Here is a 16,250-nt window from a genome sequence, read left to right as displayed (position 1 = left end):
CATAACAAGATGAAAGATTCGAGCCAACTGGATAATATGAATGAATTGTTAAGGCTGATCGCACCAGGTACACCTTTCCGCGAAGGTCTGGAAAATGTGCTGCGCGCCAAGACGGGCGCACTGCTTGTTGTAGGATACAGCCCTGAAGTAATGGAAGTGGTGGATGGGGGATTCTCAATTAACTGTGATTTCTCCCCGAACTACCTGTACGAACTTGCCAAGATGGATGGAGCCATTATTCTTAGCGAGGATTTGAAGCGTATTCTTTACGCCAATACCCAGTTAATCCCGGACTCTTCGATCTCTTCATCAGAGACGGGGATTCGTCACCGGACGGCAGAACGTGTAGCAAAGCAAACGGGTAAATTGGTCGTATCCATATCACAGCGCCGGAATATCATTACCTTGTATCAGGGAACACTTCGTTATTCTCTCAAGGAAATCGGGGTTATTTTGACCAAAGCGAATCAAGCGATTCAAACCCTGGAGAAATACAAAGCGGTATTAACACAGTCCCTTACAAATCTGAGTGCCTCTGAATTTGAGGAACTGGTGACGATTCCTGAAGTGGTCAATGTAATTCAGCGTACCGAAATGGTGATGCGGATCAAAACGGAAATCAAACGATATATTCATGAACTCGGGAATGAGGGACGACTCATTTCCATGCAAATGGAAGAACTCGTGGGTACAACGGAAGAAGAAGCCTGGTTGTTGTATAAGGACTATGCCCGTGACGACAGTGATGACAAAATCCGTGAAATTATCGTGGGACTGAAAAGATTGTCGGACGATGAGTTGCTGGATGCACATCATATTGTCCGTCTGCTCGGCTATCCATCATCAGCGGCTACTTCTGAGGATTCGGTTGCACCTCGTGGATTCCGGGTATTAAATAAGATCCCCCGCCTGCCCAATGTCATTATCCATAATCTGGTGGATCAATTCGAACAATTGCCTCATGTTATTATGGCTACAATTGAAGAACTGGACGAAGTGGATGGTATTGGTGAAGTTCGTGCCCGGACCATTAAGGAAGGCCTCAAACGTTTGCAGGAGCAAATGTTTATCGACAGACAGATGTAAGGGTTTGCCTATATAAAGGCTTGAAATGGATGAGGTGAAACAACGATGCTAACCAGATTCATTCCGAATCTCTTTACCCTGGGTAATCTGTTTCTTGGAATGATGGCAATTTTGCTTGCGATTGATGGAAATTACAGTTTGGCTGCCATTATGGTCATTGTAGCGATGCTGCTGGATGGTCTGGATGGCCGAGTGGCACGTGCGCTCAATGCCCAAAGCGAATTCGGCAAGGAACTTGATTCCTTGTCTGACATGGTTTCCTTTGGTGCAGCACCAGCCCTGATCATATTTATGGTGTCGTTTCAAGATTCGATGCCGATCCTCGCCTGGATCGCAACAGCGGCTTTTCCGATCTGTGGAGCCATTCGTCTTGCGCGGTTTAATGTTCGGCCGGGAATCCCCGGGTACTTCACGGGTCTGCCAATTCCGGCAGCCGGCGGGGTACTGGCTACACTTTCCTTGTTCAATAAGGATATTGGCCCGGTTAGCATGATGATTGCTACGTTGCTATTATCGTATCTGATGGTGAGTGCGCTTAAATATCCCAATTTCAAAAAGGTCGGTTTGCCACGCAAGGCAATCTGGATTGCACCATGGGTTGTGTTATTTGCCATAGCCGTAGCCGTTATTTTCCCGGAACAGTTATCCAAATTAATCTTTATTCCGCTGGTGTTATACGCCTTGTATGGAATGAAGCATAATGTGCGAACAGCGGCCTCGCGTAGTCGGGCGAAAAAGCGCAAGGATGAGAAATCTTCCCGTCCTTCCGATCGTTAAGTCGCCTTGGGTACAGACAGTATACAAAGAAAGCACGTACTCTCCTGAACTGGAGAATGCGTGCTTTTTGTTTATTCAGATCTATTTACGGTAAAAGAAACCCTTGCGGACGACATACATATCTTCTTACGACAGATTAAACATCCCTAACGTTGAACACTTCTGTGATTCGTGATTTACGACCTCTTCCATGTTAATGTCCAGCAGATTGCAGAGAGCCGACATGTAGAACAGGTTACGCCCTAGCTCAGAGCTGATGACCTCTCTGCAGTTCTCACACAACTCACCTTCCACATGCGTTTCCAGCAGGCCCTTGGTTTGAGCGATATCGCTCTCCGGGGCATATTTCTGCTTGGTGGCGTGCAGCTCGATGCAGCCGCATTCGGTAATGGCTTTGGACACGGCACGGTTAACAGACGCTCCGGCTTGTCCCGTTTTGGACAGTACATCAATCAGGCTGCGATGACGCAGCAACAGTTCAGAAACTTGATCCTGGAAAGCCTGTAAACTTAGCGTACTCATTTTGCCACTCACCTCGGGATATGAATTGAATTCATTATATGCCAATAATTTACCTACTTTCAACTGACGATTGCAACATTTCCAAAAAGTTCTTCCGGATGGGATTAGCATTTCGGGAATTGGATCATACTGGATATAAAGATCAAGATACATTGAAGGAGGTGCAGGGACTAATGTGGAAAAAAGGCATTTTAACTTTTACAGGATTGTGCGGTGCATGGTTCGGCTACACGGCATATCATCTGGCAGGAAAATCGGTCCCATGGATGGCGGAGTGGATTCAGTCAGCAGGATTACTGGGAGCTGGTATATCAACGCTGCTGGGAGCTGTAATGTTTATGGCTGTATGTAATATTGGTGGAACATTGATGGCAGACAGGCTGCATAGTGGAATAAATTCATTGGCAAAAGTACCTATGAACGAACTGGCGGCAGGTGCCGCAGGTACCGTTGCAGGATTGCTGGTGGCCTTGTTGCTCTACCCTGTTGTGGGATGGATGGGGACGGCAGGAGAAGTGCTGCAAGTGGCGCTGACGGTGATTAGTGCTTATTCCGGCTACACCCTTGCCATGGCAAAGAAAGACGATCTGGGGGCCTTCTGGATGTCTGGACGATGGGGTCATCCCGAGGTGGACGAGGATAGACGGATGGAAGAACATAAAATTCTGGATACCAGTGTTATTATCGATGGACGTATCGCTGATATATGCAAAACCGGATTTATTGAAGGCACGATCGTAATCCCGGAATTTGTTCTGGAGGAGCTGCAGCATATTGCCGATTCATCGGATCTGCTCAAGCGGAACAGAGGACGGCGTGGACTGGACATTTTGAACAAAATCCAGAAGGAACTCGATGTAAAAGTCCTCATCTATGAAGGGGATTTCGAGGAAATCTCCGAGGTGGACAGCAAACTGGTTAAACTGGCTAAAGTGCTTCAGGGCAAAGTGGTCACCAATGACTTTAACCTGAACAAAGTGTGCGAACTCCAGGGTGTATCTGTATTGAACATTAATGATCTCGCCAATGCGGTTAAGCCGGTTGTTCTGCCAGGTGAGGAGATCATGGTGCAGATCATCAAGGATGGTAAGGAACATGGTCAAGGTGTAGCTTATCTGGATGATGGCACAATGATCGTTGTGGAGGGTGGACGCGAGTATATCGGCATGATGATGGAAGTGCTGGTGACCAGTGTGTTGCAGACTTCAGCGGGACGAATGATTTTTGCCAAGCCTAAACTGTTGGAAAAAGCCCAATAAAGCGGTATGATGGGTAGTGTATCGTTGAATGATATTGTATATCTTTGGACGATAAACTGACAGACAAGGCAGGGATTGCGGCATGGATAAAGGGTGGGGCGTTGTCATTGTGGCAGCAGGTCGCGGAACCCGGATGGGGACGACCGAGAGCAAACAGTTTCTGTTGCTGCAGGACAAGCCCGTTTTCATACATACGCTTGAGGTATTTGCTGCGCTGGACGAGATCCGCGAGATGGTGCTGGTCACAGGAGCCGCAGATGTTGAACGCTGCCAGGATTGGGTAAAAGAATACCAACTGGATTCACGTGTCCGTGTTATCCCCGGAGGGAAAGAGAGACAACATTCTGTCCATAAAGGCCTTGTGGCACTTGGGACGGATTGGGTTCTCGTTCACGACGGGGTACGTCCTTTTGTGAACCATGAGCAGATCAAGGGATGCATGGCGGCTGCCATATCCGGTGGTGGAGCAGCTGTACTGGCGGTTCCCGTGAAGGATACGATCAAACAAGTGAATGCGGAAGGAGTCGTTATGGCGACGCCAGACCGCAGCAGTCTGTGGAGCATTCAAACCCCGCAGGCTTTTCGTCTTTCTTCCCTGCTCTCCGCCTACGAATCAGCCGAGCGGGACGGATTTCTGGGGACAGATGACGCCATGCTGGCTGAACGTCAGGGAATGTCGGTCAAGGTTGTGGAAGGCAATTATACCAATATCAAATTAACAACGCCGGAAGATTTGCAATACGCTGCGTTTTTGCTGGGGGGAGAGAAGAAGCGATGATACGTGTAGGACAGGGATTTGATGTACATCAGCTGGTAGAGGGACGCCCGTGTATTATTGGCGGAGTAACGATTCCTTATGAAAAAGGACTGCTGGGTCACTCGGACGCAGACGTGCTGTTACACGCGATTAGTGATGCCATTTTGGGTGCGCTGGCACTTGGAGATATTGGCAAGCACTTCCCGGATACCGATCCGGAATTCAAAGATGCCGACAGCCTGAAATTGCTGGAGCATGTATGGCAGCTTGTGAAGGATCGCGGGTATAAGCTAGGGAATATCGACTCAACGATTATTGCCCAAAAGCCGAAGATGGCTCCTTACATTCCACAGATGGCTGAGGTTATTGCCAAGGCGCTAGAAGCGGATGTAACACAGGTGAACGTGAAAGCAACAACGACAGAGCAACTGGGATTCCCGGGACGGGGAGAGGGCATTGCCGCTCAATCCGTTGTTTGCCTTGTACGTGTGTGATATCATCAATCAATTAGTGACGGAGGGGATCATATGAGCACGGAAATTCGTGTGCGTTACGCGCCGAGCCCAACGGGACACCTGCATATCGGGAATGCCCGTACGGCGTTGTTTAACTATTTATATGCCAAACATAATAACGGTAAATTCATTATTCGTATTGAAGATACAGACGTGAAACGGAATATTGCTGGTGGTGAAGAAAGCCAACTGAAATACCTGAAATGGCTCGGAATCGAGTGGGACGAAAGTATTGACGTGGGCGGAGAATACGGACCATACCGTCAAACGGAACGTCTGGACCTCTATCGTAAATATACGCAGGAATTGCTGGATAAAGGTCTGGCTTACCGTTGTTTCTGCACGGAAGAAGAATTGGAGCAAGAGCGCGAGGAACAGTCAGCACGTGGAGAAACACCGCGTTATTCTGGCAAACACCGTGACCTGACTCCAGAGCAAATTAGTGCGTTTGAAGCGGAAGGCCGCGTAGCGAGTATTCGTTTCCGTGTGCCGGAAGAGCGCACATATACGTTTGATGACATGGTTAAAGGTACAATCTCGTTCAACAGCAAGGAATCCGGTGACTTCGTCATTGTGAAAAAAGACGGCATTCCCACATACAACTATGCCGTTGCTGTGGATGATCACTTGATGAAGATCTCCCACGTCCTGCGTGGGGAAGATCACATCTCAAACACGCCGCGTCAACTGATGATCTATGAAGCGCTTGGCTGGGAGCCACCGCAATTCGGTCATATGACGCTGATCGTGAATGAAAATCACAAGAAGCTGAGTAAACGGGATGAATCCGTCATTCAGTTTATTGAGCAGTATGATCAGCTCGGCTATTTGCCTGAAGCGATGTTTAACTTCATTTCCCTGCTTGGCTGGTCGCCGGAAGGGGAGGAAGAAATCTTCTCGCAAGAGCAGCTGATCTCCATTTTTGATACGAAACGTCTGTCCAAGAGCCCGGCGGTATTTGATACCCACAAGCTGGCTCACTTGAACAACCACTATATCAAACATGCTGACCCGGAACGTATTGCCGAAATGGCCATTCCGCATCTGCAAAAGGCTGGACGTATTTCTTCCGAGCTGTCTGTTGAACAAAAAGAATGGGCTTATACTCTGGTACACCTGTACCAGGAGCAAATGAATTCTGCCTCCGATATTGTCGAATTGTCGGAAGTATTCTTCCGTTCCAATCTGGAGCTTGAAAGTGAAGGAGAAGCCGTGCTTGCGGAGGAGCAGGTGCCAACCGTACTGAAGGCATTTGCGGATAAAGTACAGGCGAGCGAAGAGTTTACTCCAAGCAAAATGGCTGCATTGATCAAGGAAGTACAGAAAGAAACCGGCTTTAAAGGCAAACAGCTCTTTATGCCAATTCGTGTAGCCTTGACTGGACAGACGCATGGACGGGATCTGAACCAAACGATCGTGCTTCTGGGTCGTGATACGGTGATCGAGCGTTTGCTTGCGCAAGTAAAATAAGCTTAATCGAGGATATTCCATTAATTTGGAATCTGAACACAGTCCTATGATGTATGGATTACGTAGGAGGCTGTTGTCAGTCTGAGGCCTTTTCGCTATAATAACAACACAACGAATAATTGATATGATTTATCTAATAGAACAGCAAAGATCGGGAGGAGTAGACTGACCCGGACAGATTCAGAGAGGATGGTCCCGCACCAAAGAGATTTCTTTGGTTGCGGTGGCTGTGAACCGTCCACTGTCCATCAGTCGAAATGCGCCCGTGAGCTGCACAGCCGAATCCAGCCCCGCCTTTGTCGATCATGACATAGGAAAACGTTAGGATAGGTTGTGACGATTGGTTTCCGTTACCAAACCGCTTGAGGGCTTATTCTATTTAAGAATGAACCGAGCAGAGTGGGACCGCGATAAACGCCTCTGCAGCTAAATGCTGCAGGGGCGTTTTTTTGTTTAGGCGAGTGTGCAGTACACTACCAAGGAACGCGCCGTCCGGTAAGCCGGAGGACGGGAACCTGAACAAGAGGGGAACGAGCATGTTCAAGAAGATCAGATCAGATATCCAGGCGGTGTTTGAAAACGATCCGGCAGCCCGAGGTTGGTTTGAAGTGGTATTCACCTACTCAGGGCTGCATGCGATATGGGCACACCGGATCGCTCATTTTTTATACAAGCGAAGATGGTTCTCGGTTGCCAGGTTCATTTCGCAGGTTAGCCGTTTTATGACAGGGATCGAGATACATCCTGGAGCTACGATCGGAAATCGGTTGTTTATTGACCACGGAATGGGCGTCGTTATTGGAGAAACATGTGAGATTGGCGATGATGTCGTTATCTATCAGGGGGTTACCCTGGGCGGAACAGGGAAAGAAAAAGGGAAGAGACATCCGACCATTGGTAATAATGTGGTTATCTCATCCGGAGCCAAGGTGCTGGGTTCATTTAGCGTGGGGGATCAATGTAACATTGGTGCGAACTCTGTAGTGCTTAAGGAGGTCCCTTCCAATAGTACCGTGGTAGGTATACCGGGCAGAATTGTTAAACAGGATGGCCGACGGGTAGATCGCCTCAGTCAGCAATTGCCCGATCCGGTCGTTGACTCCTTGCGCAGTATGCAAAAAGAACTCGAACGATTGCAGGAAGAAGTACGTACACTGCAAAATGCCCGTGAAAATGAGACTGTGCGTGATACGTGATACAATAAATAAAGGCAGTATAGGATGAAAGGATAAGTGACCATGACGCTTCAGATTTATAATACGATGAGTCGTACCAAAGAGGAATTTGTTCCCCAAGAGCCAGGGAAAGTGAAAATGTATGTTTGCGGACCAACGGTATATGACTACATTCACATCGGGAATGCACGCCCGGTTATCTTTTTCGACACCGTTCGTGGATACCTGGAACAGACAGGACATGATGTGAACTATGTGGTGAACTTCACGGATGTGGACGATAAGCTGATTCGCAAAGCAGAACAACTTGGAACAGACGTCCCTCATGTCGCGGAGAAGTTTATTGCGGCTTACTATGAAGACCTTGAGGGATTGGGTATTCCTAAGGCGAGCAGCAACCCGAGAGTAACGGAAAACATGCCGCTGATCATTGATTTTATCCATGAGCTCGTTGAAAAAGGATTTGCGTATGAAAATGGCGGTGACGTTTATTATCGTACAGGCAAATTCAGCGAATATGGCAAACTTTCGAAACAAAACCTGCAGGAGCTGCAATTCGGAATCCGTGTGGGTGTGGATGAGCGCAAAGAGCATCCCGAAGATTTTGTGCTCTGGAAGGCTGCCAAACCCGGTGAGATCTATTGGTCCAGTCCTTGGGGCGATGGTCGACCAGGTTGGCATATTGAGTGCTCCGCCATGGCTAGGGAGTACCTTGGGGATACACTGGACATTCACGGGGGTGGACAGGATCTACAATTCCCGCACCATGAGTGCGAATGCGCCCAATCCGAGGTATTAACAGGTAAACCACTTGCGAACTACTGGATGCATAATGGATTCATCCGGATTGATAACGAGAAGATGTCAAAATCACTCGGTAATGGTGTTCTTGTTAAAGACTTGCGGAATCAATATAAACGCGAAGCGATTCGTTATTTCATGTTGTCTACCCATTATCGCAACCCATTGAACTTCACGGATGATACGATGGAGCAGGCACAGAACAGTGTGGACCGGATTGCAAATGCGGTAGGTAACCTGAACCATCGTCTGAATGCAGTAACTGTTGATCATGATATCACAGCAGAGTTTGCGGCAAGACTCGACCAAATTCGTCAGCAGTATCACGAGAAGATGCAGGATGATTTCAATACTCCTGATGCGATTACAGCTATGTTTGAGTGGGCAGGGGAAGCCAACCAACTGCTGCAGCAAGAAGTAGTCAATGCGGCTGACATTCGTGCGCTCCTCGAATTGTTCAATGAACTGAATGCGGTACTGCGAATCTATACTGACGCAGAGCCAGAACTTCTGGATGAGGAAGTAGAACGTCTGATTGAAGAGCGTGTAGAAGCACGCAAGTTCAAAAACTGGGCAAGAGCGGATGAAATTCGCGATGAATTGTCTGCACGTGGCATTCTGCTTGAAGATACGGCGCAGGGAATGAGATGGCGGCGCAAATGAGCGAAGGACATCCAAATACACCAAAACAACAGGAGCAGGTCACAGAGGGAGGATGGTTCCCGTATCCTCCTTCCAGACCTGCGAGGTTGATTCCACCTATCGCACTGGCCTATATTGGTGATGCGGTATATGAGGTAGCTGTTCGTCAATATCTGTTGTCGAAGGCCAACATGCGTCCCAATCATTTGCACCGTAGTGCAACCGGGTTGGTATCAGCGAAGGCACAGAGCCGCATACTTACAACGATTGAGGATGAACTGACAGAGGAAGAACGGGATATCGTCCGGCAAGGGCGGAATGCTAAGTCGGGTAGTGTACCCAAAAATGCAGATGTATTGGAGTACAGACATGCTACGGCTTTTGAATGTCTCATTGGTTACCTCTATAGCAGTGGTCATCATGATCGCATGATTGAACTGATCGGGCTTGGCATTGAGCACGCGGAACAACAATCGCCATCGCCGACAAAAAAATAGAAATTTCAACAAAACAACGCATTACAGAGAGGATCGAACAACGATGGAAGAAGAATGGATCGCCGGTAAACACTCCGTGACGGAGGCGCTGCGTTCAGGCCGGACCATTAATAAAATATGGATTGCCGATACAGCACAGAAACATCTGACTCAACCTATTATCTCGGAAGCTAAAAAACTAGGTATTGTCATTCAACACGTGGACAAGCGTAAGCTGGACCAAACGGTACCAGGCATTCAGCATCAGGGGGTAGTTGCTCAAGCAGCACCTTACGCTTATGTGGAGGTAGAAGACATTCTTGCCGCAGCAAAAGCGAAGAATGAGCATCCTTTCCTGATTCTGCTGGATGAGATTGAAGATCCTCATAACCTGGGGTCCATTTTGCGGACAGCAGATTGCACGGGTGCGCATGGCGTCATTGTACCCAAACGTCGCTCGGCAGCGGTAACCGTGACAGTATCCAAAACATCAGCAGGCGCTGTGGAGTACGTGCCGGTGGCTCGTGTAAGTAATCTTGGTCAGACCATTGATCGCCTCAAAGAGGAAGGTGTATGGGTTGTAGGGACAGATGTCACGGCTCACGAAGGTGTCTTTGGTAATGGAGTCTTTACTGGCCCTGTGGCATTGGTAATCGGAAATGAGAACAAGGGAATGGGACGACTTATTCGTGAGAAATGCGATGTGCTGATCAAACTACCAATGCAAGGTCAGATTAATTCCCTGAATGCTTCCGTGGCAGCCGGGGTTGTCATGTACGAAGTGCTCCGCTCGCGTCAAGCGCAGGAATAGAAGGTATGGCTGATTCCCGTGATGTGCTTCTTGTAGACGGGTACAACATGATTGGCGACTGGCCGGAATTAACCAAACTGGCGGAAAGTGGGCTCGAAGAGGCACGTAACAGGCTTCTCTTTCGTCTTGCAGACTACCAGGCTTTCTCCGGCCGGCGAGTCATTGTTGTGTTTGACGCCTACCTCGTGCCTGGACTCGGTAAATCCTTTACTCAGAGCAAAGTGCAGATCTATTTTACAAAGGAAAAAGAGACGGCAGACGAATGCATTGAGAGACTCGTTCGGGAACTAAGCATGCGAAGACGCCAAATCTATGTGGCTACGAGCGATATGGTAGAGCAACATGTCATTTTTGGACAGGGAGCGCTACGTGTATCTGCAAGGGAGTTGCTAATTGAAGTTGAGCAGAACGAAAAAGAATTAAAAAAACGACTGGAAGAAGATCAGGCGAAGGCCACGCGTAACACACTTGGGGGCAAGTTGAGCCCGGATGTATTAAAAGAGTTTGAGCGATGGCGCCGGGAATAACAGCACGTTTTTACAAAATTTAGAATATTGAAACTCTTGACATTTATGTTATTGATGTTCTTTTTTAGGCAGAGCGTGGTTGACGGTGTGAGGTACCATCATATATACTGATCCTATATTTCATAGAGTAGAGTAACGGGGTACCTTGCGTTGCAGCCGGAGGGATTGTCTGTGAGTGTCGACCTCAAAGATATCATGTTATCCAAGTATGATTACCAAAGTGACGAAGACATTGTCGAAGCTTTCCGTGAAGGCGAAAGCGAAGCGTTAGAGTTTCTAATTAACAAATATCGTAACTTTGTACGCGCCAAGGCAAGATCTTATTTTCTGATTGGGGCAGACCGGGAAGATATTATTCAAGAAGGAATGATTGGCCTCTACAAATCCATTCGAGATTTCAAAGGGGACAAGCTGGCTTCGTTCAAGGCTTTTGCCGAACTGTGTATTACAAGACAGATCATCACGGCGATTAAGACAGCAACACGTCAGAAGCATATTCCGCTTAATTCTTATGTATCTCTGGACAAGCCTATTTATGACGAAGAGTCTGATCGTACGTTACTCGATGTGATTTGTGGAACCCAGGTCAGTGATCCGGAAGAACTTATCATCAATCAGGAAGAGTTTGTGGGCCTGGAAGATAAAATGTCCGAGATTCTGAGTGATCTGGAACGTAAAGTATTGATGTTGTATCTGGACGGGAGATCTTATCAAGAGATTGCAGTAGATTTGGACAGACATGTGAAGTCCATTGATAATGCACTTCAGCGCGTCAAGCGCAAACTTGAAAAGTACCTGGAAGTTCGAGATAATTAAACACATGTTGTCGTTGACGGAAAAGGCTCGGTGTTTGAGTCTTTTTTTAGTGTCTCAAGTTTATAAAATCTAAGAATGTTTATACTAGTAATCGCTCGGTCCATGCAGGAGAAGAGAAAAAACAGAGATGAGAAACGAATGTACGTTGTACGGAAGTAATACCCAATGAATGAAAGGCTATTCTTTCATTGACATGGTTATACCCTTGTGATAAAGTGTTTTAGGTAGGCCTAAATTTATGGCTTTTTTTCAGGATCAATTTAGAGACTCTGCTTGAATGTGGAAGTCTTCGGGAGGTGTACATCATGCGGGTAATTATTACTTTGGCTTGTACTAACTGCAAACAAAGAAATTACACTACGACAAAAAACAAGCGTAATCACCCCGACCGCATGGAGATGAAGAAATTTTGCAAGTTTTGTAACGAGCAGACTTCTCATCGCGAAACCAGATAGTTTTTGGAGGTGTCGGCGTGAAACGAAGTTTCAAATCTCTGATTTCCTTTTTCTCAGAAAGCTGGGCTGAACTTAAAAAAGTTCGCTGGCCTAATCGTAAAGAGCTGACCAACTACACATTGATCGTACTTGGTACTGTTGTGGTTATGACGCTGTTTTTTTGGGTCATTGACATTGGCATCTCCTTTGTGATCGAAGCGATTATTTAAGAAGGGTTCCGGTGGCTTGATATGGAAAAAAGATGGTACGTCGTTCATACCTATTCAGGGTATGAGAACAAGGTCAAGGCCAATTTGGAAAAACGCGTCGAGTCTATGGGCATGGAAGACAAGATATTCCGCGTTCTTGTTCCTATGGAAGAAGAAGTGGTAAACAAGGACGGTAAGAAAAAAACCGTTATGCGTAAAGTTTACCCCGGTTATGTCTTGGTGGAAATGGTACAGACGGATGACTCTTGGTACGTTGTGCGCAACACACCAGGTGTTACAGGATTTGTCGGTTCGACAGGTTCTGGGTCCAAACCAACTGCTTTGTTGCCTGAAGAAGTGGAACAAATTCTGAAGCACATGGGTATGGTTGAACCTAAGCCGAAAATTGAGTTCGATATTAAGGAATCCGTACGTATTAAAGTCGGTCCTTTTGCGAATTTCGTAGGCTCCGTGGAAGAAATTTTGGTAGACAAAAGCAAGTTGAAAGTGCACGTGAACATGTTTGGACGGGAAACACCGCTTGAGTTGGAATACACACAAGTGGAGAAGATATAGTCTCTTCAAGTTTCTTGTGGGAGGGTTGAAAAACCCGTTAACCACTATTTTGCAAGGAGGTGTCAATCATGGCGAAAAAAGTTATTAAAATGGTAAAACTGCAGATTCCAGCAGGTAAAGCAAACCCAGCACCACCAGTAGGTCCAGCTTTGGGTCAAGCAGGTGTCAACATCATGGCATTCTGTAAAGAATTCAATGCTCGTACAGCTGATCAAGCGGGATTGATTATTCCAGTTGAAATTTCTGTATTCGAGGACCGTTCCTTTACTTTCATCACTAAAACTCCACCAGCAGCAGTTCTGTTGAAAGTGGCAGCTAAAGTTGAAAAAGGATCCGGCGAACCGAACAAGAAAAAAGTTGCTACTGTTAAACGTGATGCGGTACGTCAAATCGCAGAAACAAAAATGCCTGACCTGAATGCAGCAGACGTTGAGTCCGCTATGCGTATGGTCGAAGGTACTGCCCGCAGCATGGGTATCACCATCGAAGACTAATTTTCATAAGAAACATGGCTTCGTAAAACCGGTCGATTCGCGACCGGTTGATGTGGGAGGTATATCCGCTAACACCACAAAGGAGGAATAAAACATGGCTAAACACGGTAAAAAATACCTGGAAGCTGCTAAGCTGATTGACAGCGAAGCAACTTACGAGCCTTCAGAAGCTGTAGAGCTTGTGAAAAAGGCAGCTACTGCAAAATTCGATGAAACAATCGAAGCAGCAGTTCGTTTGGGCGTAGACCCTCGTAAGCAAGACCAGGCTGTACGTGGTGTTGTTGTCTTGCCACACGGCACAGGTAAAACACAACGCGTATTGGTATTTGCAAAAGGTGACAAAGCGAAAGAAGCGGAAGCGGCTGGCGCGGACTATGTTGGTGATGCAGACATGATCAACAAAATCCAACAAGGCTGGTTCGAATTCGACGTCTGCGTAGCGACACCAGATATGATGAGTGAAGTAGGTAAATTGGGCCGACTGCTCGGCGGTAAAGGTCTGATGCCTAACCCTAAAGCCGGAACGGTAACTTTCGATGTAACTAAGGCTGTTCAAGAAATTAAAGCCGGTAAAATCGAATATCGTCTGGATCGTGCAGGTCAAATTCATGCACCGATTGGTAAAGCTTCTTTCTCTTCTGAGCAACTTAATGAGAACTTCAAAGCTCTCATGGAAGCTCTGAATCGTGCTAAACCAGCGGCAGCAAAAGGTGTTTATCTGAAGAATGTTAGTCTTTCTTCCACGATGGGCCCTGGCGCACGCGTGAACGCAGCAGCTTTTAGATAATATCTCTTGACAGGCTTGTCCTGTTTTTGATAAGATATAAAAGTTGTGAGTCCGAGTGACTGACCGTTGACATTTGAATATGCTTGCCGTAGACAGTAGGTGCCATTTGGCTTAATTTCCTGCCGAGGTGTGATTATAGAACTTAGAACGATGCAAATCGATGATGAGTATATATCAAGCCTTCGTGATTCTACGGAGGCTTTTCTTAATGGGATAAATTTGATCAGGAGGTGTACAGATTGGCAAACGCAAAAGTGATTCAAGCAAAACAAGAGTCCGTTGATGCAGTAACAGCAAAATTGCGCGAGAGCGTTACAACTGTTGTTGTTGACTATCGCGGATTGAACGTTGCCCAAGTAACTGAGTTGCGTAAGCAACTTCGTGAAGCAGGTATCGAATTCCAAGTGCTGAAAAACTCGTTGCTTCGCCGTGCAGCTGCAGCAGCAGAACTGACAGAACTCGATAGTGTTCTTACAGGTCCTACTGCAATTGCATTCAGCGTAGATGACGTTGTGGCTCCAGCTAAAATTCTGAACGACTTCGCGAAAAAGAACGATGCACTGGAATTGAAAGGTGCAGTCGTAGAAGGTCGCGTAATCGGAGTAGAAGAAGTTAAGGCATTGGCAGAACTGCCATCCCGCGATGGACTTCTCTCCATGCTCCTCAGCGTGCTTCAAGCGCCAGTGCGCAACTTCGCGCTTGCGGTTAAAGCAGTTGCAGAAAAAGAAGAACAAGGCGCGTAAGCAACTTGATCTGAATGCTGCTTAGGCGGCAAATGAATTCAAAAAAAATAATATTATATATGGAGGTTCACTCATGAGTAAAGAGCAAATCTTGGAAGCAATCAAAGGCATGACTGTACTGGAATTGAATGATCTTGTTAAAGCAATCGAAGAAGAATTCGGCGTAACTGCTGCAGCTCCAGTAGCTGCTGCAGGTGCAGTAGCTTCTGCTGAAGCTGAGCAATCCGAGTTTGACGTAATCTTGACTAACGCTGGTGCTTCCAAAATCAACGTTATCAAAGCAGTTCGCGAAATCACAGGTCTTGGCCTGAAAGAAGCAAAAGAACTGGTTGACAACGCTCCAAAAGCATTGAAAGAAAAAGTTGCTAAAGAAGAAGCTGAAGCGGTTAAAGCTAAGCTTGAAGAAGCAGGCGCTACAATCGAAGTTAAATAATTTAGCTTTTATAAGCTAGATGAACAAAACAACAAACCCCTTGACTTATATCAAGGGGTTTGTTGCTGTAATTGTAAATGGAAAGTGAGTGAGGGCATGTCCAATCATTATTATTCGGACAAACCGCAAGTAGCGCATGATCGCAAAGCAACTGAAGCGGTTCTTCGCGGATTCAGTCTGCGATTCGTGACGGATGCCGGTGTGTTTTCCAAAAACGGAATCGATTATGGCAGCAGAGTATTGATTGATGCGATAGAGTTGCCATCAGGGGCTCATGTTCTCGATGTGGGTTGTGGATATGGGCCAATGGGTCTTACAGCAGCCAAACTTGTACCGGATGGGCATGTCACCATGATCGATATCAACGAGAGAGCCGTTGAACTTTCCAGGGAAAATGCAAAAGCGAACGGAATTAACAATGTTACGGTATTACAAAGTAATCTACTGGCTGAAGTAAAAAAGCAAGATTTTGACGTTATCCTAACCAATCCGCCTATACGGGCTGGGAAAGAGACGGTTCATACTATTTTCGAACAGGCACATCGCCATCTGAAGGTAGGCGGTTCGTTGTGGATTGTCATTCAGAAGAAACAAGGGGCTCCGTCAGCGCAAGCAAAATTGGAATCTTTGTTTGGAAGAGTGGAAGAAGTGACGAAGGATAAAGGCTATCGGATTTTCAAAGCGGTGAAATCGGAAGAGGTATCTACTAAAAGCTGAATCCAAGTTTGTAAAGTAAGCAGGGGATCATTTTTTTTGCAATAGGACTATTGACTTGAAATTCAGGTCGTGGTATAGTTGTAAAATGTCAGTATTAAGATGCCCTACTTGGCTTTAGCTAACTAAAAATGTCAACCTTTTTTTACGCCGAACGGGCTTATTATGCCTACGTTTGGCGTATAATATGTACATTTTGGGCAAACTGGGGATAAGAATGATTTGG

21 protein-coding genes and 1 other annotated feature are annotated in these 16,250 nt (G+C 46.6%); of the genes, 20 read left to right on the top strand and 1 reads right to left on the bottom strand.

Going from position 1 to position 16,250, the window contains the following annotated elements:
* Positions 1–9 precede the first annotated feature (9 nt).
* Together disA and pssA are read left to right on the top strand one after the other, a co-directional pair.
* On the top strand, positions 10–1,086 hold the full coding sequence (disA, locus tag V6669_RS26965) for a DNA integrity scanning diadenylate cyclase DisA (RefSeq protein ID WP_062836168.1): 1,077 nt from the start codon (positions 10–12) through the stop codon (positions 1,084–1,086).
* Positions 1,087–1,131: 45 nt separating this feature from the next.
* Positions 1,132–1,863, top strand: coding sequence for a CDP-diacylglycerol--serine O-phosphatidyltransferase (gene pssA / locus V6669_RS26960; RefSeq protein ID WP_338588653.1), 732 nt, complete (start codon positions 1,132–1,134; stop codon positions 1,861–1,863).
* Between the two features lie 126 nt (positions 1,864–1,989).
* Here the strand turns inward: pssA and V6669_RS26955 are convergent, their stop codons facing one another.
* Positions 1,990–2,385, bottom strand: coding sequence for a hypothetical protein (locus V6669_RS26955; protein WP_017692049.1), 396 nt, complete (start codon positions 2,383–2,385; stop codon positions 1,990–1,992).
* 173 nt (positions 2,386–2,558) lie between these two features.
* Between V6669_RS26955 and V6669_RS26950 the strand changes: the two genes are divergently transcribed.
* The 18 genes from V6669_RS26950 (at position 2,559) to V6669_RS26865 (ending at position 16,027) form a co-directional block, all read left to right on the top strand.
* Positions 2,559–3,644, top strand: a complete 1,086-nt coding sequence (locus V6669_RS26950) for a PIN/TRAM domain-containing protein (protein WP_338588652.1) — start codon at positions 2,559–2,561, stop codon at positions 3,642–3,644.
* Between the two features lie 82 nt (positions 3,645–3,726).
* Positions 3,727–4,422: a 2-C-methyl-D-erythritol 4-phosphate cytidylyltransferase gene (ispD, locus tag V6669_RS26945; protein WP_338588651.1), complete on the top strand. Its 696-nt coding sequence runs from the start codon at positions 3,727–3,729 to the stop codon at positions 4,420–4,422.
* On the top strand, positions 4,419–4,895 hold the full coding sequence (ispF, locus tag V6669_RS26940) for a 2-C-methyl-D-erythritol 2,4-cyclodiphosphate synthase (protein WP_017692052.1): 477 nt from the start codon (positions 4,419–4,421) through the stop codon (positions 4,893–4,895). Before ispD ends, ispF begins: the two co-directional genes overlap by 4 nt.
* Before the next feature lie 33 nt (positions 4,896–4,928).
* A complete protein-coding gene (gene gltX / locus V6669_RS26935) occupies positions 4,929–6,386 on the top strand; it encodes a glutamate--tRNA ligase (RefSeq protein ID WP_338588650.1) in 1,458 nt (485 codons plus the stop codon).
* Between the two features lie 536 nt (positions 6,387–6,922).
* Entirely contained in the window at positions 6,923–7,582 is a 660-nt protein-coding gene (gene cysE, locus V6669_RS26930; protein WP_307415963.1) for a serine O-acetyltransferase, read from the top strand.
* A gap of 42 nt (positions 7,583–7,624) precedes the next feature.
* The gene (gene cysS, locus V6669_RS26925) at positions 7,625–9,025 is read left to right on the top strand and encodes a cysteine--tRNA ligase (protein WP_338595054.1); all 1,401 of its coding nucleotides are present in this window, start codon (positions 7,625–7,627) and stop codon (positions 9,023–9,025) included.
* On the top strand, positions 9,022–9,501 hold the full coding sequence (locus V6669_RS26920) for a ribonuclease III domain-containing protein (protein WP_017692056.1): 480 nt from the start codon (positions 9,022–9,024) through the stop codon (positions 9,499–9,501). The genes cysS and V6669_RS26920 overlap by 4 nt, the downstream gene beginning before the upstream one ends.
* Positions 9,502–9,544: 43 nt before the next feature.
* Positions 9,545–10,291, top strand: coding sequence for a 23S rRNA (guanosine(2251)-2'-O)-methyltransferase RlmB (gene rlmB, locus V6669_RS26915; RefSeq protein WP_017692057.1), 747 nt, complete (start codon positions 9,545–9,547; stop codon positions 10,289–10,291).
* Positions 10,292–10,296: 5 nt separating this feature from the next.
* Positions 10,297–10,818 carry an NYN domain-containing protein gene (locus V6669_RS26910; RefSeq protein WP_338588649.1) on the top strand — a complete coding sequence of 174 codons (522 nt, stop codon included), beginning with the start codon at positions 10,297–10,299 and terminating at the stop codon, positions 10,816–10,818.
* 171 nt (positions 10,819–10,989) lie between these two features.
* Positions 10,990–11,634 carry an RNA polymerase sporulation sigma factor SigH gene (gene sigH, locus V6669_RS26905; protein ID WP_017692059.1) on the top strand — a complete coding sequence of 215 codons (645 nt, stop codon included), beginning with the start codon at positions 10,990–10,992 and terminating at the stop codon, positions 11,632–11,634.
* Positions 11,635–11,939: 305 nt separating this feature from the next.
* Positions 11,940–12,089 carry a 50S ribosomal protein L33 gene (gene rpmG / locus V6669_RS26900; RefSeq protein WP_072735843.1) on the top strand — a complete coding sequence of 50 codons (150 nt, stop codon included), beginning with the start codon at positions 11,940–11,942 and terminating at the stop codon, positions 12,087–12,089.
* A gap of 17 nt (positions 12,090–12,106) precedes the next feature.
* The gene (secE, locus tag V6669_RS26895; RefSeq protein WP_017692060.1) at positions 12,107–12,298 is read left to right on the top strand and encodes a preprotein translocase subunit SecE; all 192 of its coding nucleotides are present in this window, start codon (positions 12,107–12,109) and stop codon (positions 12,296–12,298) included.
* A gap of 21 nt (positions 12,299–12,319) precedes the next feature.
* On the top strand, positions 12,320–12,853 hold the full coding sequence (gene nusG, locus V6669_RS26890) for a transcription termination/antitermination protein NusG (RefSeq protein ID WP_024633599.1): 534 nt from the start codon (positions 12,320–12,322) through the stop codon (positions 12,851–12,853).
* 68 nt (positions 12,854–12,921) lie between these two features.
* Entirely contained in the window at positions 12,922–13,347 is a 426-nt protein-coding gene (gene rplK / locus V6669_RS26885) for a 50S ribosomal protein L11 (RefSeq protein WP_017692062.1), read from the top strand.
* A gap of 94 nt (positions 13,348–13,441) precedes the next feature.
* Complete coding sequence (gene rplA / locus V6669_RS26880) at positions 13,442–14,134, top strand: 50S ribosomal protein L1 (RefSeq protein WP_017692063.1); 693 nt, start codon at positions 13,442–13,444, stop codon at positions 14,132–14,134.
* A 68-nt stretch (positions 14,135–14,202) separates the two neighbouring features.
* Positions 14,203–14,350: a sequence feature (ribosomal protein L10 leader region), on the top strand.
* A gap of 23 nt (positions 14,351–14,373) precedes the next feature.
* The gene (gene rplJ / locus V6669_RS26875) at positions 14,374–14,877 is read left to right on the top strand and encodes a 50S ribosomal protein L10 (RefSeq protein ID WP_017692064.1); all 504 of its coding nucleotides are present in this window, start codon (positions 14,374–14,376) and stop codon (positions 14,875–14,877) included.
* 73 nt (positions 14,878–14,950) lie between these two features.
* Entirely contained in the window at positions 14,951–15,310 is a 360-nt protein-coding gene (rplL, locus tag V6669_RS26870) for a 50S ribosomal protein L7/L12 (RefSeq protein WP_062836176.1), read from the top strand.
* 96 nt (positions 15,311–15,406) lie between these two features.
* Entirely contained in the window at positions 15,407–16,027 is a 621-nt protein-coding gene (locus tag V6669_RS26865; RefSeq protein ID WP_338588648.1) for a class I SAM-dependent methyltransferase, read from the top strand.
* Positions 16,028–16,250: the final 223 nt, after the last annotated feature.

This window comes from Paenibacillus sp. Y5S-9 (genome assembly GCF_036894235.1).
In the GTDB taxonomy this organism is placed as follows: Bacteria; Bacillota; Bacilli; order Paenibacillales; family Paenibacillaceae; genus Paenibacillus.
The sequence above is the reverse complement of the archived record's forward strand: the minus strand, read 5'-3'. Positions and strand labels throughout refer to the sequence as shown.